The following is a 14816-nucleotide window of genomic DNA, read 5'->3' as shown; positions in this document are numbered from 1 at the left end:
GTGCCTAAAAACTCATCAAGCCTTAATGCTGCGCAGTAGCAGCCTTGATTGCAGCTTCAGAGGTTGCGTGGTCACACCAGTTGTTTGTTGCTTTTATACCGCCATCATCAGAACTATAGCCTAAGCACCCCATTAACGAATCGAAAATCTCGGTGTGTTTATGCATAACACCGGCCTTCGCTTGCTGTTGTAACAAGCTAAAACGCTGCTTATTATCATTATCCTCTAGGAAAGGATTCGAGGCCCAAACAATCATTGGTACGCGGAATTGCTCCGGTGGTGCCATTTCTCGTGGCGTGCCATGAAAATGCATGTTATCACTGATCGATTCACCATGATCCGCCACATAAAATACTATGGCTTTCTTATCGCGAAGCTGATCATAAATCGCTGCTAGAGTATGGTCGACATATCGCACCGAGTTATCATAAGCGTTAATCAACTGATCTTTAGTGCAGAAATCGTTACTGCCAATACATTCTGGTGTGTACTTGGCAAAACTTCTCGGATAACGCTGCGAATATAAGTAATGGGAACCTTTAGTGTGTAAAATGATTAAATGTTTCCCTTTTTGGAAGCGATTAACTGATTGCGCGACTTTAGGCACCAACAGCATATCATCAACCGTTTTCCCTCGGTTCTGAGGTTCTGAGCCAATTTGCTCGCGAAACTCAATGTTGTTCGCATCGGTTTTACTGTAGAACCATACCTCACCCTGCATCGCATAGAGCTCGGAGGTGAACCCTAGCTCTCTGAGCACTGAGAAAACATTTTCCTCTTTAAGTGTACGTCCCGCATCATCGGCTGCACCGCCTTCTCGCACGAACATGCACCGTAAAGAGAGTTTAGTTGCGGTATCACAAGATACCCCTCTAAACGCGGCTAAATTAGGCTCTTTGGCTAAGTTTGGCGTGGTATCACGAGCGTATCCAAAAATCCCCATATGGTCCCAACGTGTCGTCTCACCGATGACGAAAACAACGTAGGTGTCATCGAGGCTTTTCGGTGCCGTGTAGTGAAAACGCTCAGCGGGGTCGACGAGATCTTCAGAAAAGATATCTTCATTTAATCGTGACCAGGTAAAAATACCCAGTGAAGATAACCAGTTTGCGGGCAAATAGGTATGCGCAACAGTCCCACCATAACTTGGCATATCACGATTAGTTTGATGTTCTTGCTTTTTATAGACCTTATCGAGACTGCGGATAGGTACCCAGGCTAAGGCCACCGCTAAGCATAACGTTCCCCAACTCAGTAGAGCCGACTTAGCTTGGCGTGTTTGTGCTGCTAAACTTGCGCGGCACTCATTTAGCCAAATCAAGAAAAGTGGCGGCGCCCCAAGAATAATCAGCCAAAGATAGAACCATATTCCTACTACTTCAGTCGTGAGGTCCGTATCGGTAGTCGTTAGCACTGAAGCAATGATTCCATAACCGATAATGACGTTGAACATGAACATATAATAAGCACTGGCCACTGAGACCAGCACGATGACGGAGGAAAGGATTTTGAAACACCACCTTCCCCCGAGGGACGTCAACCGTAGGACTAAAAAAGTCGCGAAAAAAGTCGCGAAAACCTCTGCGAGAATCGTACACCACGCCAGCAAAGTGGGCTGCTGAACGGCTAATTTGATATGTCTGTAAAAGATTACACTGTTTAAAAACCATCCCACATACATCGCGAGAAAGAGAGATACTTGAGTTTGACTCAATGTACGAACTTTAATCATTACACCCAACTTAAAAAAATAGACTATCTATCAGGACAAGACTGAGAGTATTAGAATGAAAATGAGTTCGAAAAAAAAGAAAAAAGCACAAAAAATTAAGAAAAACATCAAAAATAAGATTATGGGAATATAAATTTCTTAAGTTATACCGGTGATAGCGGAATTAATTCTTGCTCGCGTTCATCTACTTGCTGGCAATATTCCTGTAATTTTCATATTGCCCCGTTGGCGTTGAGCGCGGTTTGCTCTATTCTACTGATCACGCGCTTGAGATCTCTCATAGGCTGCAAACCGATTTAATACAGGAGTTGTAATCAATGGCATCAGGACTTTCACAAATGATGAAAAAAGTAGGTGGGTTAATTGCGTTACTGATGGTGGTGTGTCAACTCACTGCGTGTGGCGATAAAGATGCGGATCAACGTAAAGCATTTGGTGACTTCTTACAAAACACGGTTATGCGCAGCGGAACGCAACTCCCGGCACTTAGCGAGAATCAAAAGAAATCGTTCGGTAACTATGTAGGAGACTATGCCATTCTGTACGGTTTCTCCCAACAACTTACTCGTGCATTGAACGACGGAATCCGTCCCGTCACGGATCAACTTTCTGCGATTCATACGCCTCAGGATTACTTAGCTCAGCGTGATGCATTACGTCAGGCAGGTGGCGCGCTCAACGTGGTTTCTCAACAAGTTCAAAATGCGCGTAATTTAGCGGATAGCAGCAAAAGTTCATTGAAATTACCTGAAGATCTTCAAAAAGTGTATGAAGACGCTTATAAAAAGGCGGTTACTACGCCAGCAGACAATTTACAGCCTATTTTACCTGAGCTACAAGCACTCACGCAGGCTGTGTTGGATACCGCTGACTTTTTACAAGCACAGGATTCTCGTCTGAGCTTCAATAACAATGCAGTGCAATTCCCTACCCAAGATCAAGTCAACCAATACAACACCTTAGTCGGTAACATTAGCAGTCATGCTAACTCTTTAAGCCAAGCAAAAGGTTTACTTCAGTAATAAAGCGTCCCCCGTAGGTGGATTCTGCTCCACCTACGCTGCCCCCACCTGATTTTTCGTGTATCCTATCTCTACGCAGAAAGGAGCCCAATTATGAAAGACCCCATTAAAGCTGAAATTAAACGTCTCAGCGATCAACTCGACAGTATTAACCATAAATCACAGCCTCTATTAGAAAGCGGTAATGTGGAAAAGCTTGGCGAGTTAATGAAAGAAAAATTAACCATCGAAGAAGAACTGCAACGTCTGCGTGAAGCTCACACGGCAAGCTTGAGTAAAGAAGCGCAAAAACTACAGAAAATGGCTTTTCAGCGCCCGATTACTAAAAAAGAGCAAGCCGATATGGGTGCCTTGAAGAAACGCGTTCGTGGCATTATCGTTGTCCATCCAATGACGGCATTGGGGCGTGAGATGGGTTTAGAAGCCGTCACCGGCTTTGCCCGCGATAAGTTTTAAACGTTACGCAAGGAGAAAGTCGCTAGCCGACTTCTCCTCATTTTTAATTATGCTGATTTTTGATCGATCTGCTGCTGTAAATCATCCAACAATTGATATCGTCTGCGGTATTCGGCACGTTTCTTACTGGCTATATCCTCAAGGTTTTTCCTTGGCTGGGTCAAAGGCAATGAAAACAGTTTATTAGGTTGTTCAATCCCCCCCAAAGTCGCCCAAAACTCGTTATAACGCGCATGAATCAGTTCACGTTTACTGAAGCGATAACGTAATTCCTTAACGAAGATATGAGTATCGTCACCCACCGTATAAATTTGCGACAGATTACAGGCCTTCGCGATGAGCATCAGTGTTTCAATGAGTAGACGTTTTGGAAATATTCCCTCACACGCTTTGGTCGCATCACGAATAATATGTTGATCAAGATGACGACCCGGGCCTTGAAGTCCAGCAATGATAATACTTGGCTTGTTCTGATAATCGGCTAACGAAAAGCTTAGGCTAGTAATTGCTTCATTACGAAATTGGAATATGAGCGTGAGTTCACCTTCACGATCAAAAATAGCGGGTACGCAATAGATAGCGATAGGTTCGTCATTCTTACCAACCCAACTTAAGAGCGGTATATTATGCCGTTGTCCTGATAAAAATGCGCTCAGCTCACTGGGTTTGAGTTGTTCAAGGCGTTGATAATGAGAAATAATTTTTTCTGCGCGTTGCGAAGCACTCAATCCACCAATTAAGTAGGGTCGATGAATTTTTGCCGGTAAAATCCCGTGAGTCTCTAAAATAAGGGGTAAATTTTTCAATCGCGATAACGCGGAAAAATAGCGGTAGCTGGTCACTGGGGCACACGCGCTACGGAAAATAAACTTATTATAAAAGCGCCCACGCTTCCAAGCACGATGTGGCTTGTATTTGCGCTTCAGCAAATCAACGAGTAATTGCTTATGAGTAAGGGACTTATTCGAAGAGATCGAAGTCGACATAGATATCTCTGGGCTATAGGGTGTGTATTGAGTGGATTTTATGTCTAATTAAATAAACTTGTACTCAATAAAATGCGAAAAATAATAAAAAAGAAAACCTCATGCAGATATTTCAATCTGCATGAGGTTAATTTCAGTACAGCACTTATTTTGCGTTAGCAAAACGGGTGGCAGCTTCATCCCAGTTCACAACATTCCAGAACGCTTTAATATAGTCAGGACGTTTGTTCTGATACTTCAGGTAGTAAGCGTGCTCCCACACGTCCAGGCCCACAATTGGATAGCCTGAAGCACCAGAGATTGCTTCACCCATTAATGGGCTGTCTTGGTTAGCTGTAGATACTACCGCCAATTTATCGCCTTTTTTAACCAGCCATGCCCAGCCCGAACCAAAGCGCGTTGCCGCTGCTTTCTCAAACTCTTCTTGGAATTTTTCAACGCTACCAAAATCTTTTTCGATCGCGGCTTTCAATTCACCTTGCAGGGTGGTGCCGGTTTTCAGTCCTTTCCAGAAGAAGCTGTGGTTAGCGTGACCACCCGCGTTGTTGCGTAATACAACTTTCTTATCGGCAGGGACTTTATCTAATTGAGTGATCAGCTCTTCGACCGGTAGGTCAGCAAATGGCGTCCCTTCTAGGGCAGCATTAGCATTGTTTACATAAGTCTGGTGATGTTTAGTATGATGGATTTCCATTGTTTCTTTGTCGAAATGTGGCTCTAACGCATCATAAGCATACGGCAGGGATGGCAGTGAATAACTCATGTTCAACCTCTCCAATTAGGTGTTTATCATACAGCGTCAATAAAATGAAACTGCTCAGACTGTCCCTTCATTATAGTTAAATAATTGATCTGGAAAAGAAGAAACAATGCCCTATTAAGCGTATGGTTTTTTCGGTATTTTAGTAATTTCCTTACAATTAGCCGCTAATGGGGCCATATCACCGAAAATCGCAGCATCATAACGCTATTATCTCGTTTTTTGACTAAGCATATCGGTAAACTCGCTGATAACTCTCTGAGCATGGGTATAAACTATCGCCCGAGATCCGCGACTAAAGCCTACTAAAGTTAATCCCTGTGCCTGAGCGAGATCGACCGCGCGTTGTGTTGCCGCCGATGCCGCACACAGGATCTCAACGCCACAGCTAATGGCTTTCTGGACGATTTCGTAACTGGCACGACTAGAGATCAACACGCATCCCGCTTTGCCCCACTCGGCTTTGGACCGAGCCCCCAACAATTTATCTAGTGCGACGTGACGGCCAATATCTTCATAGCCCGCGCAAACCTGGCCTTGGCCGTCAACCCAAGCAGCAATATGGGTGCAAGCGGTCTGCTGGCCAATAGGTTGCAGTGACTTTATTTGGTTTAATGCAGAGGAGAGATAGGATAGCCTGAACTGCTGTGTAAAAGGTAAAGGTTGCAGCGAATGTTCGACCATCGCTAATTGCTCAGTTCCGCACAAACCACATCCCGTTCGTCCCGCTAAAGAACGACGACGCTGTTTTAGCGCAACGAAACAGCGACTCGCTAACTCAATATGGACTTCAATCCCTAACGCTTGCGGCGAGACTGCGATACCATAAATCTGTTCCGGTCCTTCGATTATCCCCTCTGACAAAGAGAACCCTAGCGCAAACTCTGCTAAATGCTCGGGAGTACACATCATGACGACATGAGAAATACCGTTGTAAACTAAGGCTACTGCGACTTCTTCAGCAAGAATGTCGTCCTGATACCTCACCCCATCTGGGGACCATTCGATGATAGAAAAGCTTTTCGCTGTCATGATGGATTCCTAGTAAAAAAAAAAGCCCGAAGAGTTCCTCCGGGCTTTATCGTTATCCGCCTAATGGCTATTGCAGCAGTGAAATATCCGCGACTTGTAAGAATAATTCCCGTAATTTCACTAATAAAGTGAGACGGTTAACTCGTACCGCTTGATCTTCAGCATTCACCATAACTTGTTCAAAGAAGTTATCCACCGCCTCGCGCAATTGTGCGAGTTCAATTAAGGCTTCTTGATAACGACCTTGCTCAAAGTAAGGCTGTAATTTGCTATTCAGCGCGCTAACGTAGGTAGCCAGTTTAATTTCAGCATTCTCTTTTAATAGAGACGCTTGAACAGCAGTATCCACTTCAACATCCGATTTAGCCAGGATATTAGAAACACGCTTGTTTGCCGCAGCAAGACTTTCCGCTTCAGGTAAGGTACGGAAGTGAGAAACGGCCTTCATTCGTGCATCGAAATCGGCAGGACGTGTAGGTCGACGCGCTAATACCGCCTGAATCGTATCGACGCTGTGACCTTCTTCCAGATACCAGCTTCTAAAACGTCCCAACATAAAATCAACCACATCGGTAGTAACGTCGGTATTCGTCAGCTTGTCGCCATATAATTTTACGGCTTCTTCGGTCAGAGACTGAAGATCAAGATTCAAATCCTTCTCGACGATAATCCGTAATACACCCAGCGCTGCACGACGCAATGCGAAAGGATCTTTATCACCTTTTGGATGCTGACCAATGCCAAAGATTCCGGCTAAGGTATCCATTTTATCAGCGATAGCCAACGCACAGGCAACTAAGCTTGAGGGTAAGGCATCGCCAGCAAAACGCGGTTGGTATTGTTCATTTAAGGCGACAGCGACGTCTTCAGCTTCACCATCGTGACGGGCATAGTGCATGCCCATAATGCCTTGCGTATCAGTAAATTCGCAAACCATATTCGTCATTAAATCGCACTTAGAGAGTAACCCTGCCCGTGTCGCGTGGTTGACATCTGCACCAATTTGTCCGGCAATCCAACCCGCAAGGGCTTGTATACGATCCGTTTTATCCCGTAACGTTCCTAATTGCTTTTGGAAGAGGACAGTTTCGAGACGCGGCAATTGATCTTCTAAACGCAGCTTACGATCGGCATTAAAGAAGAATTCGGCATCGGCCAAGCGAGGACGCACAACTTTCTCATTACCAGAGATAATTTGCTGTGGATCGCTAGATTCGATATTGGTGACGAAAATAAAGTGCGACAACAGCTCTCCCTGTGCTGAATAGACAGGGAAGTATTTCTGATCGCCTTTCATCGTGTAAACCAAGGCTTCTTTCGGAACTGTGAGGAATTTCTGCTCAAATTGCGCCGTCAGCACGATTGGCCATTCCACCAGCGAGGTCACTTCTTCCAGCAGACTATCGCTCAGGTCAGCAATACCACCGACCTGTAAGGCAGCGGCTTTAGCATCGACCTCAATCTTTGCTTTACGTGCATCGTAATCGGCCATCACTTTGCCGCGTTCAGCAAGAATGGTTGGATACTCATCAGCATGGGCAATATCAAAAGCACTTTCCCCCATAAAGCGATGTCCACGAAGTGTACGTCCGGATGCCACGCCAAGAATGGTCGCAGGCAAGACTTCTGCCCCGAGTAATAGGGTTACCGTATGGACTGGACGAACAAATTGCTCGCTGCTAGCCCCCCAGCGCATCAATTTCGGTACGGGTAGTTTCGCTAAGACTTTAGCAACCATCTCCGGTAATAGCGCTGCAGCAGATTCACCCGGTACTTGCGCACGATAAACCAGCCACTCACCTTTATCAGTCGCTAAGCGCTCGGCTTGCTCAACGGTGATCCCGTTACCACGCGCCCAACCTTCTGCTGCTTTCGTTGGCTTACCTTCACTGTCATAAGCCGCGCTGATCGCCGGTCCACGCTTTTCAACGACACGATCCTCTTGCTTGTCACTGAGGCTAAGCACTTTGACGGCTAAACGACGAGGGGTCGCGTACCACTCTACCGCTTGGTGTGAAAGGCCTGCTTGGTCAATTTCTTGCGTTAATTGATCGGCAAAGGCTTGCGCAAGTTGACGCAGCGCTTTAGGTGGTAACTCTTCAGTTCCGATTTCCACCAGAAAAGTATTTTCGCTCATCCCCGTCCCTTATTTGGTTTTATTACACATTGGGAAGCCTAAGGCTTCACGAGAAGCGTAATACGCTTCAGCTACTGCTTTTGTCAGGGTACGAATGCGCAGAATGTAACGTTGACGCTCTGTCACCGAAATCGCCTTACGGGCATCTAACAAGTTAAAGCAGTGTGCGGCTTTCAAAATCCGCTCATAGGCAGGGAGAGGTAACGGTGTTTCAAGTGCCAAAAGCTGCTGTGCTTCTTTCTCGTGTTGCTCAAAGCAGCTGAACAAGAAGTCAACATCGGCATACTCGAAATTGTAGGTCGACTGCTCCACCTCATTTTGATGGAATACGTCACCATAGGTGGTTTTACCGAAAGGACCATCGCTCCAAACCAGGTCGTAAACGCTGTCAACGCCTTGAATATACATGGCCAGACGCTCTAAACCATAAGTAATTTCACCCGTAACAGGCTTACATTCGAGTCCACCTACTTGTTGGAAATAGGTAAACTGTGTGACTTCCATTCCGTTTAACCAGATTTCCCAGCCTAATCCCCACGCACCAAGCGTTGGGTTTTCCCAGTTATCTTCAACAAAGCGGATATCATGAACGGTAGGGTCCAGACCAAGTGCTTTCAACGATCCTAAATAGAGTTCTTGGATGTTTTCAGGAGACGGTTTGATAACCACTTGAAATTGATAATAGTGTTGCAAACGGTTGGGGTTTTCACCATAGCGGCCGTCAGTCGGGCGACGTGAGGGTTGCACATAGGCCGACGCCATAGGTTCTGGCCCTAACGCGCGCAGACAAGTCATTGGATGAGAGGTGCCCGCACCGACTTCCATATCCAAAGGTTGGATAATAGTACAGCCCTGGTTTGCCCAGTAATCCTGTAATGTCAGGATCAGTCCTTGAAAGGTTTTGGTATCAAACTTTTGCATTATGAGTTCCGCACGCGATACGCTAAAAAAAGTGAAGGCTAGTATACCCTCTGGCTGTCAGATATGCAGCCGTAAATCCTTAGCAAATACGTACGAAACTCAACAATAGGGCAACCTTGGGTCAGTTATTATGCCTTACTGTACAATGCGCAAAGTTTATTACCGAACGGATCGCGTAGATACGCAAGGTAAAGCTCACGGTTCCCCACGGTTCTCACTCCAGGAGGGTTTTCGATGGCGGTTCCCCCCGCTTGCTCTCCAGCTTGGTGCCACTGATTAACCGCTTCTTCACTAGGAAGCGCCCAACCGATTGTCCCACCGTTAGCACCGCTCGCGGCCTCACCATTGATAGGACGCGTTACCAAGAACATTTGCTGTCCTTTTATGTAATAGAGGCGCCCCTTATCATCGGTACCCTGCGCGTCAGCACCAATGACGGTGAATAACGCATCATAAAATTTTTGAGATACGGCAATATCATCAGAACCCAGCATAACGTGACTGAACATTTTATCCTCTCACTCTACAATTAAGGCGTATCGATATACGCCTTTTGATATTAACCTTTCATCGCACATCCTTGGCATTTACCGTTCTGGATGTTTTGGAAGAAATCATTGCCTTTATCGTCAACCAAAATAAAGGCCGGGAAATCGGTGACCTCAATTTTCCAGATCGCTTCCATGCCTAATTCAGGATAAGCGACACACTCTAATTTAGTAATACTTTGTTGGGCAAGTACGGCGGCAGGACCGCCAATACTCCCTAAGTAGAACCCACCGTATTGATGGCATGCATCCGTTACTTGTTGGCTGCGGTTACCCTTCGCCAGCATAATCATACTGCCGCCATTCGCTTGCAGCTGGTCGACATACGAATCCATGCGGCCGGCGGTGGTCGGGCCCAAGGAGCCTGAAGCATAGCCTTCAGGAGTTTTGGCCGGTCCTGCATAGTAGATAGGATGGTCTTTCACGTATTGCGGCAGCGGTTCCCCACTGTCCATTAACTCTTTTAATTTTGCGTGGGCAATGTCACGCGCCACGATAATGGTGCCTGATAAGGAGAGGCGCGTGGAAACCGGATACTGTGAAAGCTGCGCTAAAATATCGGTCATCGGACGGTTCAGATCGATGCTCACCACGTCCCCTTCACCTTGTTGGCGCATCGCTTCCGGGATATAGCGGCCTGGATTGGCTTCAAGTTTCTCGATCCAAATCCCTTTACGGTTGATTTTCGCTTTGATATTTCGGTCAGCGGAGCAGGAAACGCCCATGCCGACAGGGCAAGATGCGCCGTGACGGGGTAAGCGAATAACGCGAATATCGTGCGCAAAATATTTCCCGCCAAATTGCGCACCGATCCCTAAATTCTGTGCCGCTTCTAACAGCTCCTGCTCTAATTGATGATCGCGGAAGGCTTGCCCATGTTCATTACCCGTTGCCGGCAGATTGTCATAATAGTGCGCGGAGGCGAGTTTTACCGTTTTAAGTGTCGCTTCTGCTGAGGTTCCCCCAATAACAAAAGCAATATGGTAAGGCGGGCAGGCGGAGGTGCCTAAACTGCGCATCTTCTCGACTAAGTAATCTTTAAGTTTTCCCGGCGATAATAAGGCTTTAGTTTCTTGAAAAAGATACGTTTTGTTAGCTGAACCACCGCCTTTCGCCATACAAAGGAATTTATATTCATCGCCCTCAACACTGTATAAATCAATCTGAGCCGGAAGGTTGGTTCCCGTATTGACCTCTTTATACATATCCAATGGTGCGTTCTGCGAATAACGTAAATTATCTTCGGTATAGGTGTTGTAAACCCCCTGCGCAAGTGCTGCCTCATCGCCACCACCAGTCCACACTGCTTGGCCTTTTTTACCAACAATAATCGCAGTACCTGTATCTTGGCAGGTCGGTAAGATACCGCGTGCTGCAATTTCAGAATTACGTAGGAATTGTAAGGCTACATAGCGGTCGTTCTCGCTGGCCTCAGGGTCATCAAGGATGGCAGCCACTTGTCGTTGATGTGAGGCACGTAATAAAAATGAGGCATCGTGAAATGCATGTTGGGCGAGTAGTGTTAGTGCAGCAGGAGCGACCTTAAGCACCGGTTGCCCTTCGAATTCGGAGACAGAAACATGGTCAGTGCTTAGTAAGTAATATTCAGTTTTATCTTCAGACAGGGGAAACGGTTCTTGGAAAAAAAACGGTTTATTCGACATTCTTCAGCTCACTTGACTTATTATCAGGACACCCTGCTGCGCTTCTTATCGTTGAAGCGTTAGGGCAAACTTATCGGGAAAACATTTATGGCGTGATTATTAACATATTTATTACAAATGTCATCCCTGCACTCGTCTCACTTAACCATACTCCGTTACCTTAAATAGTGATCTTCGTCGACAAAAACAGCGATTCACTCTCCATCGCAATCGCTTAAATTACTCGACAAATCGATAGCCAATACCATTTTCGGTAATAAAATATTGAGGCCGCCGTGGATCGGGTTCCAATTTTTTACGCAGATGACCAATATATACCCGAAGATATTGGCTATCCTCAGCATTAGGGCCCCATAACGACGATAGGATAAAATGCTGTGTCAGGACTTTTCCAGCATGGCGAATCAGTAATTCTAATAATTTATATTCCATCGCCGTTAAGTGAACGATCTCTCCTGATCGCTTCACGGTATGCGCCTCAAAGTCGATTTCAATTTCCCCAAAGCGTTTCACCCTGTGCGGAGCCGATTCACGACGTCGTAGTGCAACCCTGACTCTTGCTTGAAGCTCTCCCATACCAAAAGGCTTAGTTAAGTAATCATCCGCACCTCGGTCCAAGGCCGTAACTTTTACTGATTCCTCATGGCGTGCCGACAAAACAATAATCGGTTTATCGCTCCAAGAACGAAACTGCTGAATAAAGTCCAGCCCCTCTCCATCAGGGAGCCCCAAATCGAGCAGTACTAAGTCAGGCGGGCGTGCTGCGGCTAAGGCAAGTCCTTGATGTAAGCTTTCGGCGTGCAGAATTTTGACATGTTCTGCCGCCAAGATCCGTTTTAGATAACGACTAATCTGTACTTCATCTTCAATAATTAAATAAGTGGTCATGATGTTCCGTCACCCTGTAGGGTTGTGGCGGGTAGACGTAGTGTAAAGCATGCCCCACCTGGTGGGCTATTTTCAGCATAGATTTGGCCACCATGTAATTCGACAATAGTTTTACAGATTGCCAGCCCCATTCCCACGCCGGGGATAGTCGACTCAGTCTTACCGCGACTAAATTTTGCAAACAATGACGCTGTGTCCTCTGTGCTTAGCCCCGCGCCTTGATCACAGACGCTGATCTCAACCTGTTCTAAAAGGAGGTTAACTTCTACCCTAATAGGCTTCACACGGCCTTGCCCATACTTGACCGCATTCTCGAAGAGATTAACAAACACCCGCTCGAGTAAAGGGCCTTCGCCGCGAATCAATATCACTTGCTCTGGACATTGGAAATCGATTTGTACTTCTGGGAAGAGACGTTCTATGGCTTCGCGCGCACTTTGTAGAATTTCTTCCACGCTCAACCAATCGGTATTCAGATGAAAACCTTCCGCTTCTATTCTCGCCATATCTAGAATATTACTTACTAAGCGGATCATCCCTAAGGTTTGTTCTCGTAGCGCAGAAAGCTGTTCGATGATTGGCTGGTCTTGGGAGTCTACTTCGAGTGTTAGCATTTCTACTTGAGCAAAGAGTACCGTCAGGGGGGTCCTTAAATCATGAGATAGTGCGGAGAGTAGCGTATTGCGTAAAGCTTCACGTTCAAGGGTAACTTGAGACAGCTGTTCACGTTGCGTCAATGTTACGCGTTGCTGTGCGCCGGCGAGCAGTAATACGAAAGTATCCAACAATCTTTGTTGCTCTGGACTGATTAGCGTATGGGCATCGTTAATCGTTAATATCGCCACACCATAACACTGGTCACCACTTAAGAGCGGGATCATCTTATAGGGAACCCCCGGTAAGGTATCTGTCCCCGCACCAGCCACCTGACCTTTTTCAAAACACCATCTCAAGATGGCACGGTCGGGTAGAAATTGACGTGTTTCGACTGAGATAGGTTGCAGTATGTTCTGTTCATCCGGTAGCCAAATTTCACAGTGCGCCGAGAAGGCTCGACTCACCGCTTTCTCACCAGCGAGCGCAATATCACCCATCGCACTCTGCTGACTGAGTTCACTGGCCAACTCGTAAAGTTGAGTACTCCGTTTTTCTCGTGAACGAGCGACCCGAGCTTGGTACCGTAGACTCGCGGTAAGATTTCCAATTAATAATCCTACCCCTAACATGATGCCAAAGGTCACGGCATACTGTGCGTCGGAGATCCCTAATTGTCCGGTCGGCGCCACAAAGAACCAATCGAACATCACAATATTAATTATGGAGGCAAAGACAGCGGGTAGGCGACCAAATTTTAGTGCGGTGAGTACCACTCCCAAGAGGTAAACCATCACCAAATTGATCGGAGAAAACTGTGGAAGAAAAAAATTGAAAAATGCAGTGATCACTGCACAAAATAATGCCGCAGCAAAACACCCTTTCCAAGGTGCCGATGCCCAATCCAGCGAGGGAATCAGTGTGGACTGCTGCTGAGTTTCCCCACAGGCCGTAATCAGTAGATCGAGATCTGGAGCGGCTCTTGCCAGTTGTCGAGCTAACCCTGGAAACCCTATTTCTAGGAAGGCGCGCGGAGTAGAGGGACGCCCAATGATTATTTTTCCTAAGTTATGCTCTCGAGCATAGCGAATGACCGCCGAACAGCGATCCGTATCGGAAAGCGTCGCGGTAAGTGCGCCCAATTTTTCGGCTAGACGTAAATGTTGTAAGGCGCGATGACGTTGCTCGCGAGAACGTCGCCGGTAGCCAATGGTATCGATGCTTATCGCATGCCATTCACAGCCTAAACGCTTAGCGAGTCTCGCCGCAACGCGGATGAGTTTTTCACTACCTTGATCACTCTTCAAGCAGACCAGTAACGCATCGTTCGTGTGCCAAACACGATCGGCTAAACGCCTCCCTTCGCGCCAAGCTCTTATCTGCCCATCGACCCGTTCAGCCGTTCGGCGTAAAGCGAGTTCACGCAAGGCAAAAAGGTTCCCTTTCCGAAAAAAATTCTCGATGGCTCTCTCCACTTGCGCGCCCACATAGATATTCCCTTCTTTTAAGCGCTCAAGTAAGTCATCTGGAGAGATATCGACTAAAACCACTTCATTGGCTTGATCGAAAAAAGGGTCTGGCAGGGTCTCTTGAACTTGAATGCCAGTGATTCCACGGACGACGTCGTTGAGACTCTCTAAATGCTGAATATTCAGCGTCGTGAAGACATCAATTCCGCTATCCAATAGCTCTTCAACATCTTGCCAACGCTTAGGGTGACGACTCCCTGGTGCATTAGTATGCGCCAGTTCATCAACTAAAATAATTTCCGGATGACGCTGTAACGCGCTATCCAAATCAAATTCATCATAGAGTTCCCCGCGCCCTTTTTGACGAGGAAGAAGCGGGAGTCCTTCCAATTGCGCTTGTGTGCCCACACGCCCATGACTTTCAGCAACCCCTACCAGTATATCGACACCCTGCTCTTGTAATCGGTGCGCCTCTTGTAGCATTGCCCAGGTTTTCCCAACCCCTGCACAGGCACCAAGATAGATTTTGAGCTTCCCGCGGGTTGCCTTCTGGTTTTCTAACAGCAAGTGTTCTGGCGTGGGTCGGCGAACGTCATCGGCGGTCATG

12 protein-coding genes are annotated in these 14816 nt (G+C 46.7%); 2 read left to right on the top strand and 10 right to left on the bottom strand.

Annotated elements, in window-relative coordinates; translation table 11 throughout:
* Window positions 1-22 precede the first annotated feature (22 nt).
* Entirely contained in the window at window positions 23-1732 is a 1710-nt protein-coding gene (gene eptB, locus QJR74_RS01025; protein ID WP_304372782.1) for a kdo(2)-lipid A phosphoethanolamine 7''-transferase, read from the bottom strand.
* A gap of 317 nt (window positions 1733-2049) precedes the next feature.
* Between eptB and QJR74_RS01020 the strand changes: the two genes are divergently transcribed.
* Window positions 2050-2754: a DUF3053 domain-containing protein gene (locus tag QJR74_RS01020; protein ID WP_304372781.1), complete on the top strand. Its 705-nt coding sequence runs from the start codon at window positions 2050-2052 to the stop codon at window positions 2752-2754.
* A gap of 93 nt (window positions 2755-2847) precedes the next feature.
* A complete protein-coding gene (locus QJR74_RS01015) occupies window positions 2848-3210 on the top strand; it encodes a YibL family ribosome-associated protein (protein WP_304372780.1) in 363 nt (120 codons plus the stop codon).
* A gap of 47 nt (window positions 3211-3257) precedes the next feature.
* Here the strand turns inward: QJR74_RS01015 and QJR74_RS01010 are convergent, their stop codons facing one another.
* From QJR74_RS01010 to kdpD, 9 genes are all read right to left on the bottom strand, one after another.
* Window positions 3258-4196 carry a VirK/YbjX family protein gene (locus QJR74_RS01010; RefSeq protein ID WP_304372779.1) on the bottom strand — a complete coding sequence of 313 codons (939 nt, stop codon included), beginning with the start codon at window positions 4194-4196 and terminating at the stop codon, window positions 3258-3260.
* Window positions 4197-4341: 145 nt separating this feature from the next.
* Complete coding sequence (sodA, locus tag QJR74_RS01005; protein ID WP_241607365.1) at window positions 4342-4959, bottom strand: superoxide dismutase [Mn]; 618 nt, start codon at window positions 4957-4959, stop codon at window positions 4342-4344.
* A gap of 207 nt (window positions 4960-5166) precedes the next feature.
* Entirely contained in the window at window positions 5167-5988 is an 822-nt protein-coding gene (gene fdhD, locus QJR74_RS01000; protein ID WP_304372778.1) for a formate dehydrogenase accessory sulfurtransferase FdhD, read from the bottom strand.
* A 67-nt stretch (window positions 5989-6055) separates the two neighbouring features.
* The gene (gene glyS / locus QJR74_RS00995; protein WP_304372777.1) at window positions 6056-8125 is read right to left on the bottom strand and encodes a glycine--tRNA ligase subunit beta; all 2070 of its coding nucleotides are present in this window, start codon (window positions 8123-8125) and stop codon (window positions 6056-6058) included.
* 9 nt (window positions 8126-8134) lie between these two features.
* A complete protein-coding gene (gene glyQ / locus QJR74_RS00990; protein WP_304372776.1) occupies window positions 8135-9046 on the bottom strand; it encodes a glycine--tRNA ligase subunit alpha in 912 nt (303 codons plus the stop codon).
* 128 nt (window positions 9047-9174) lie between these two features.
* Window positions 9175-9555: a VOC family protein gene (locus QJR74_RS00985; protein ID WP_304372775.1), complete on the bottom strand. Its 381-nt coding sequence runs from the start codon at window positions 9553-9555 to the stop codon at window positions 9175-9177.
* A 50-nt stretch (window positions 9556-9605) separates the two neighbouring features.
* Window positions 9606-11258 (bottom strand): class I fumarate hydratase FumA, encoded by a 1653-nt coding sequence (gene fumA, locus QJR74_RS00980; protein WP_304372774.1) that lies wholly within the window; start codon window positions 11256-11258, stop codon window positions 9606-9608.
* A 219-nt stretch (window positions 11259-11477) separates the two neighbouring features.
* Complete coding sequence (locus QJR74_RS00975) at window positions 11478-12146, bottom strand: response regulator (protein WP_304372773.1); 669 nt, start codon at window positions 12144-12146, stop codon at window positions 11478-11480.
* Window positions 12143-14815 (bottom strand): two-component system sensor histidine kinase KdpD, encoded by a 2673-nt coding sequence (gene kdpD / locus QJR74_RS00970; protein ID WP_304372772.1) that lies wholly within the window; start codon window positions 14813-14815, stop codon window positions 12143-12145. Before kdpD ends, QJR74_RS00975 begins: the two co-directional genes overlap by 4 nt.
* Window position 14816 lies beyond the last annotated feature (1 nt).

The organism is Tatumella ptyseos, assembly GCF_030552895.1.
Taxonomy (GTDB): domain Bacteria; phylum Pseudomonadota; class Gammaproteobacteria; order Enterobacterales; family Enterobacteriaceae; genus Rosenbergiella; species Rosenbergiella ptyseos_A.
The sequence above is the reverse complement of the archived record's forward strand: the minus strand, read 5'-3'. Positions and strand labels throughout refer to the sequence as shown.

Bases quoted from the DNA above. Each gene is read 5' to 3' on its own strand.
- fumA (WP_304372774.1), bottom strand. From the start codon at position 11,258: ATGTCGAATAAACCGTTTTTTTTCCAAGAACCGTTTCCCCTGTCTGAA.
- glyQ (WP_304372776.1), bottom strand. From the start codon at position 9,046: ATGCAAAAGTTTGATACCAAAACCTTTCAAGGACTGATCCTGACATTA.
- QJR74_RS00985 (WP_304372775.1), bottom strand. From the start codon at position 9,555: ATGTTCAGTCACGTTATGCTGGGTTCTGATGATATTGCCGTATCTCAA.
- sodA (WP_241607365.1), bottom strand. From the start codon at position 4,959: ATGAGTTATTCACTGCCATCCCTGCCGTATGCTTATGATGCGTTAGAG.
- fdhD (WP_304372778.1), bottom strand. From the start codon at position 5,988: ATGACAGCGAAAAGCTTTTCTATCATCGAATGGTCCCCAGATGGGGTG.
- QJR74_RS00975 (WP_304372773.1), bottom strand. From the start codon at position 12,146: ATGACCACTTATTTAATTATTGAAGATGAAGTACAGATTAGTCGTTAT.
- QJR74_RS01020 (WP_304372781.1), top strand. From the start codon at position 2,050: ATGGCATCAGGACTTTCACAAATGATGAAAAAAGTAGGTGGGTTAATT.
- QJR74_RS01015 (WP_304372780.1), top strand. From the start codon at position 2,848: ATGAAAGACCCCATTAAAGCTGAAATTAAACGTCTCAGCGATCAACTC.
- kdpD (WP_304372772.1), bottom strand. From the start codon at position 14,815: ATGACCGCCGATGACGTTCGCCGACCCACGCCAGAACACTTGCTGTTA.
- QJR74_RS01010 (WP_304372779.1), bottom strand. From the start codon at position 4,196: ATGTCGACTTCGATCTCTTCGAATAAGTCCCTTACTCATAAGCAATTA.
- glyS (WP_304372777.1), bottom strand. From the start codon at position 8,125: ATGAGCGAAAATACTTTTCTGGTGGAAATCGGAACTGAAGAGTTACCA.
- eptB (WP_304372782.1), bottom strand. From the start codon at position 1,732: ATGATTAAAGTTCGTACATTGAGTCAAACTCAAGTATCTCTCTTTCTC.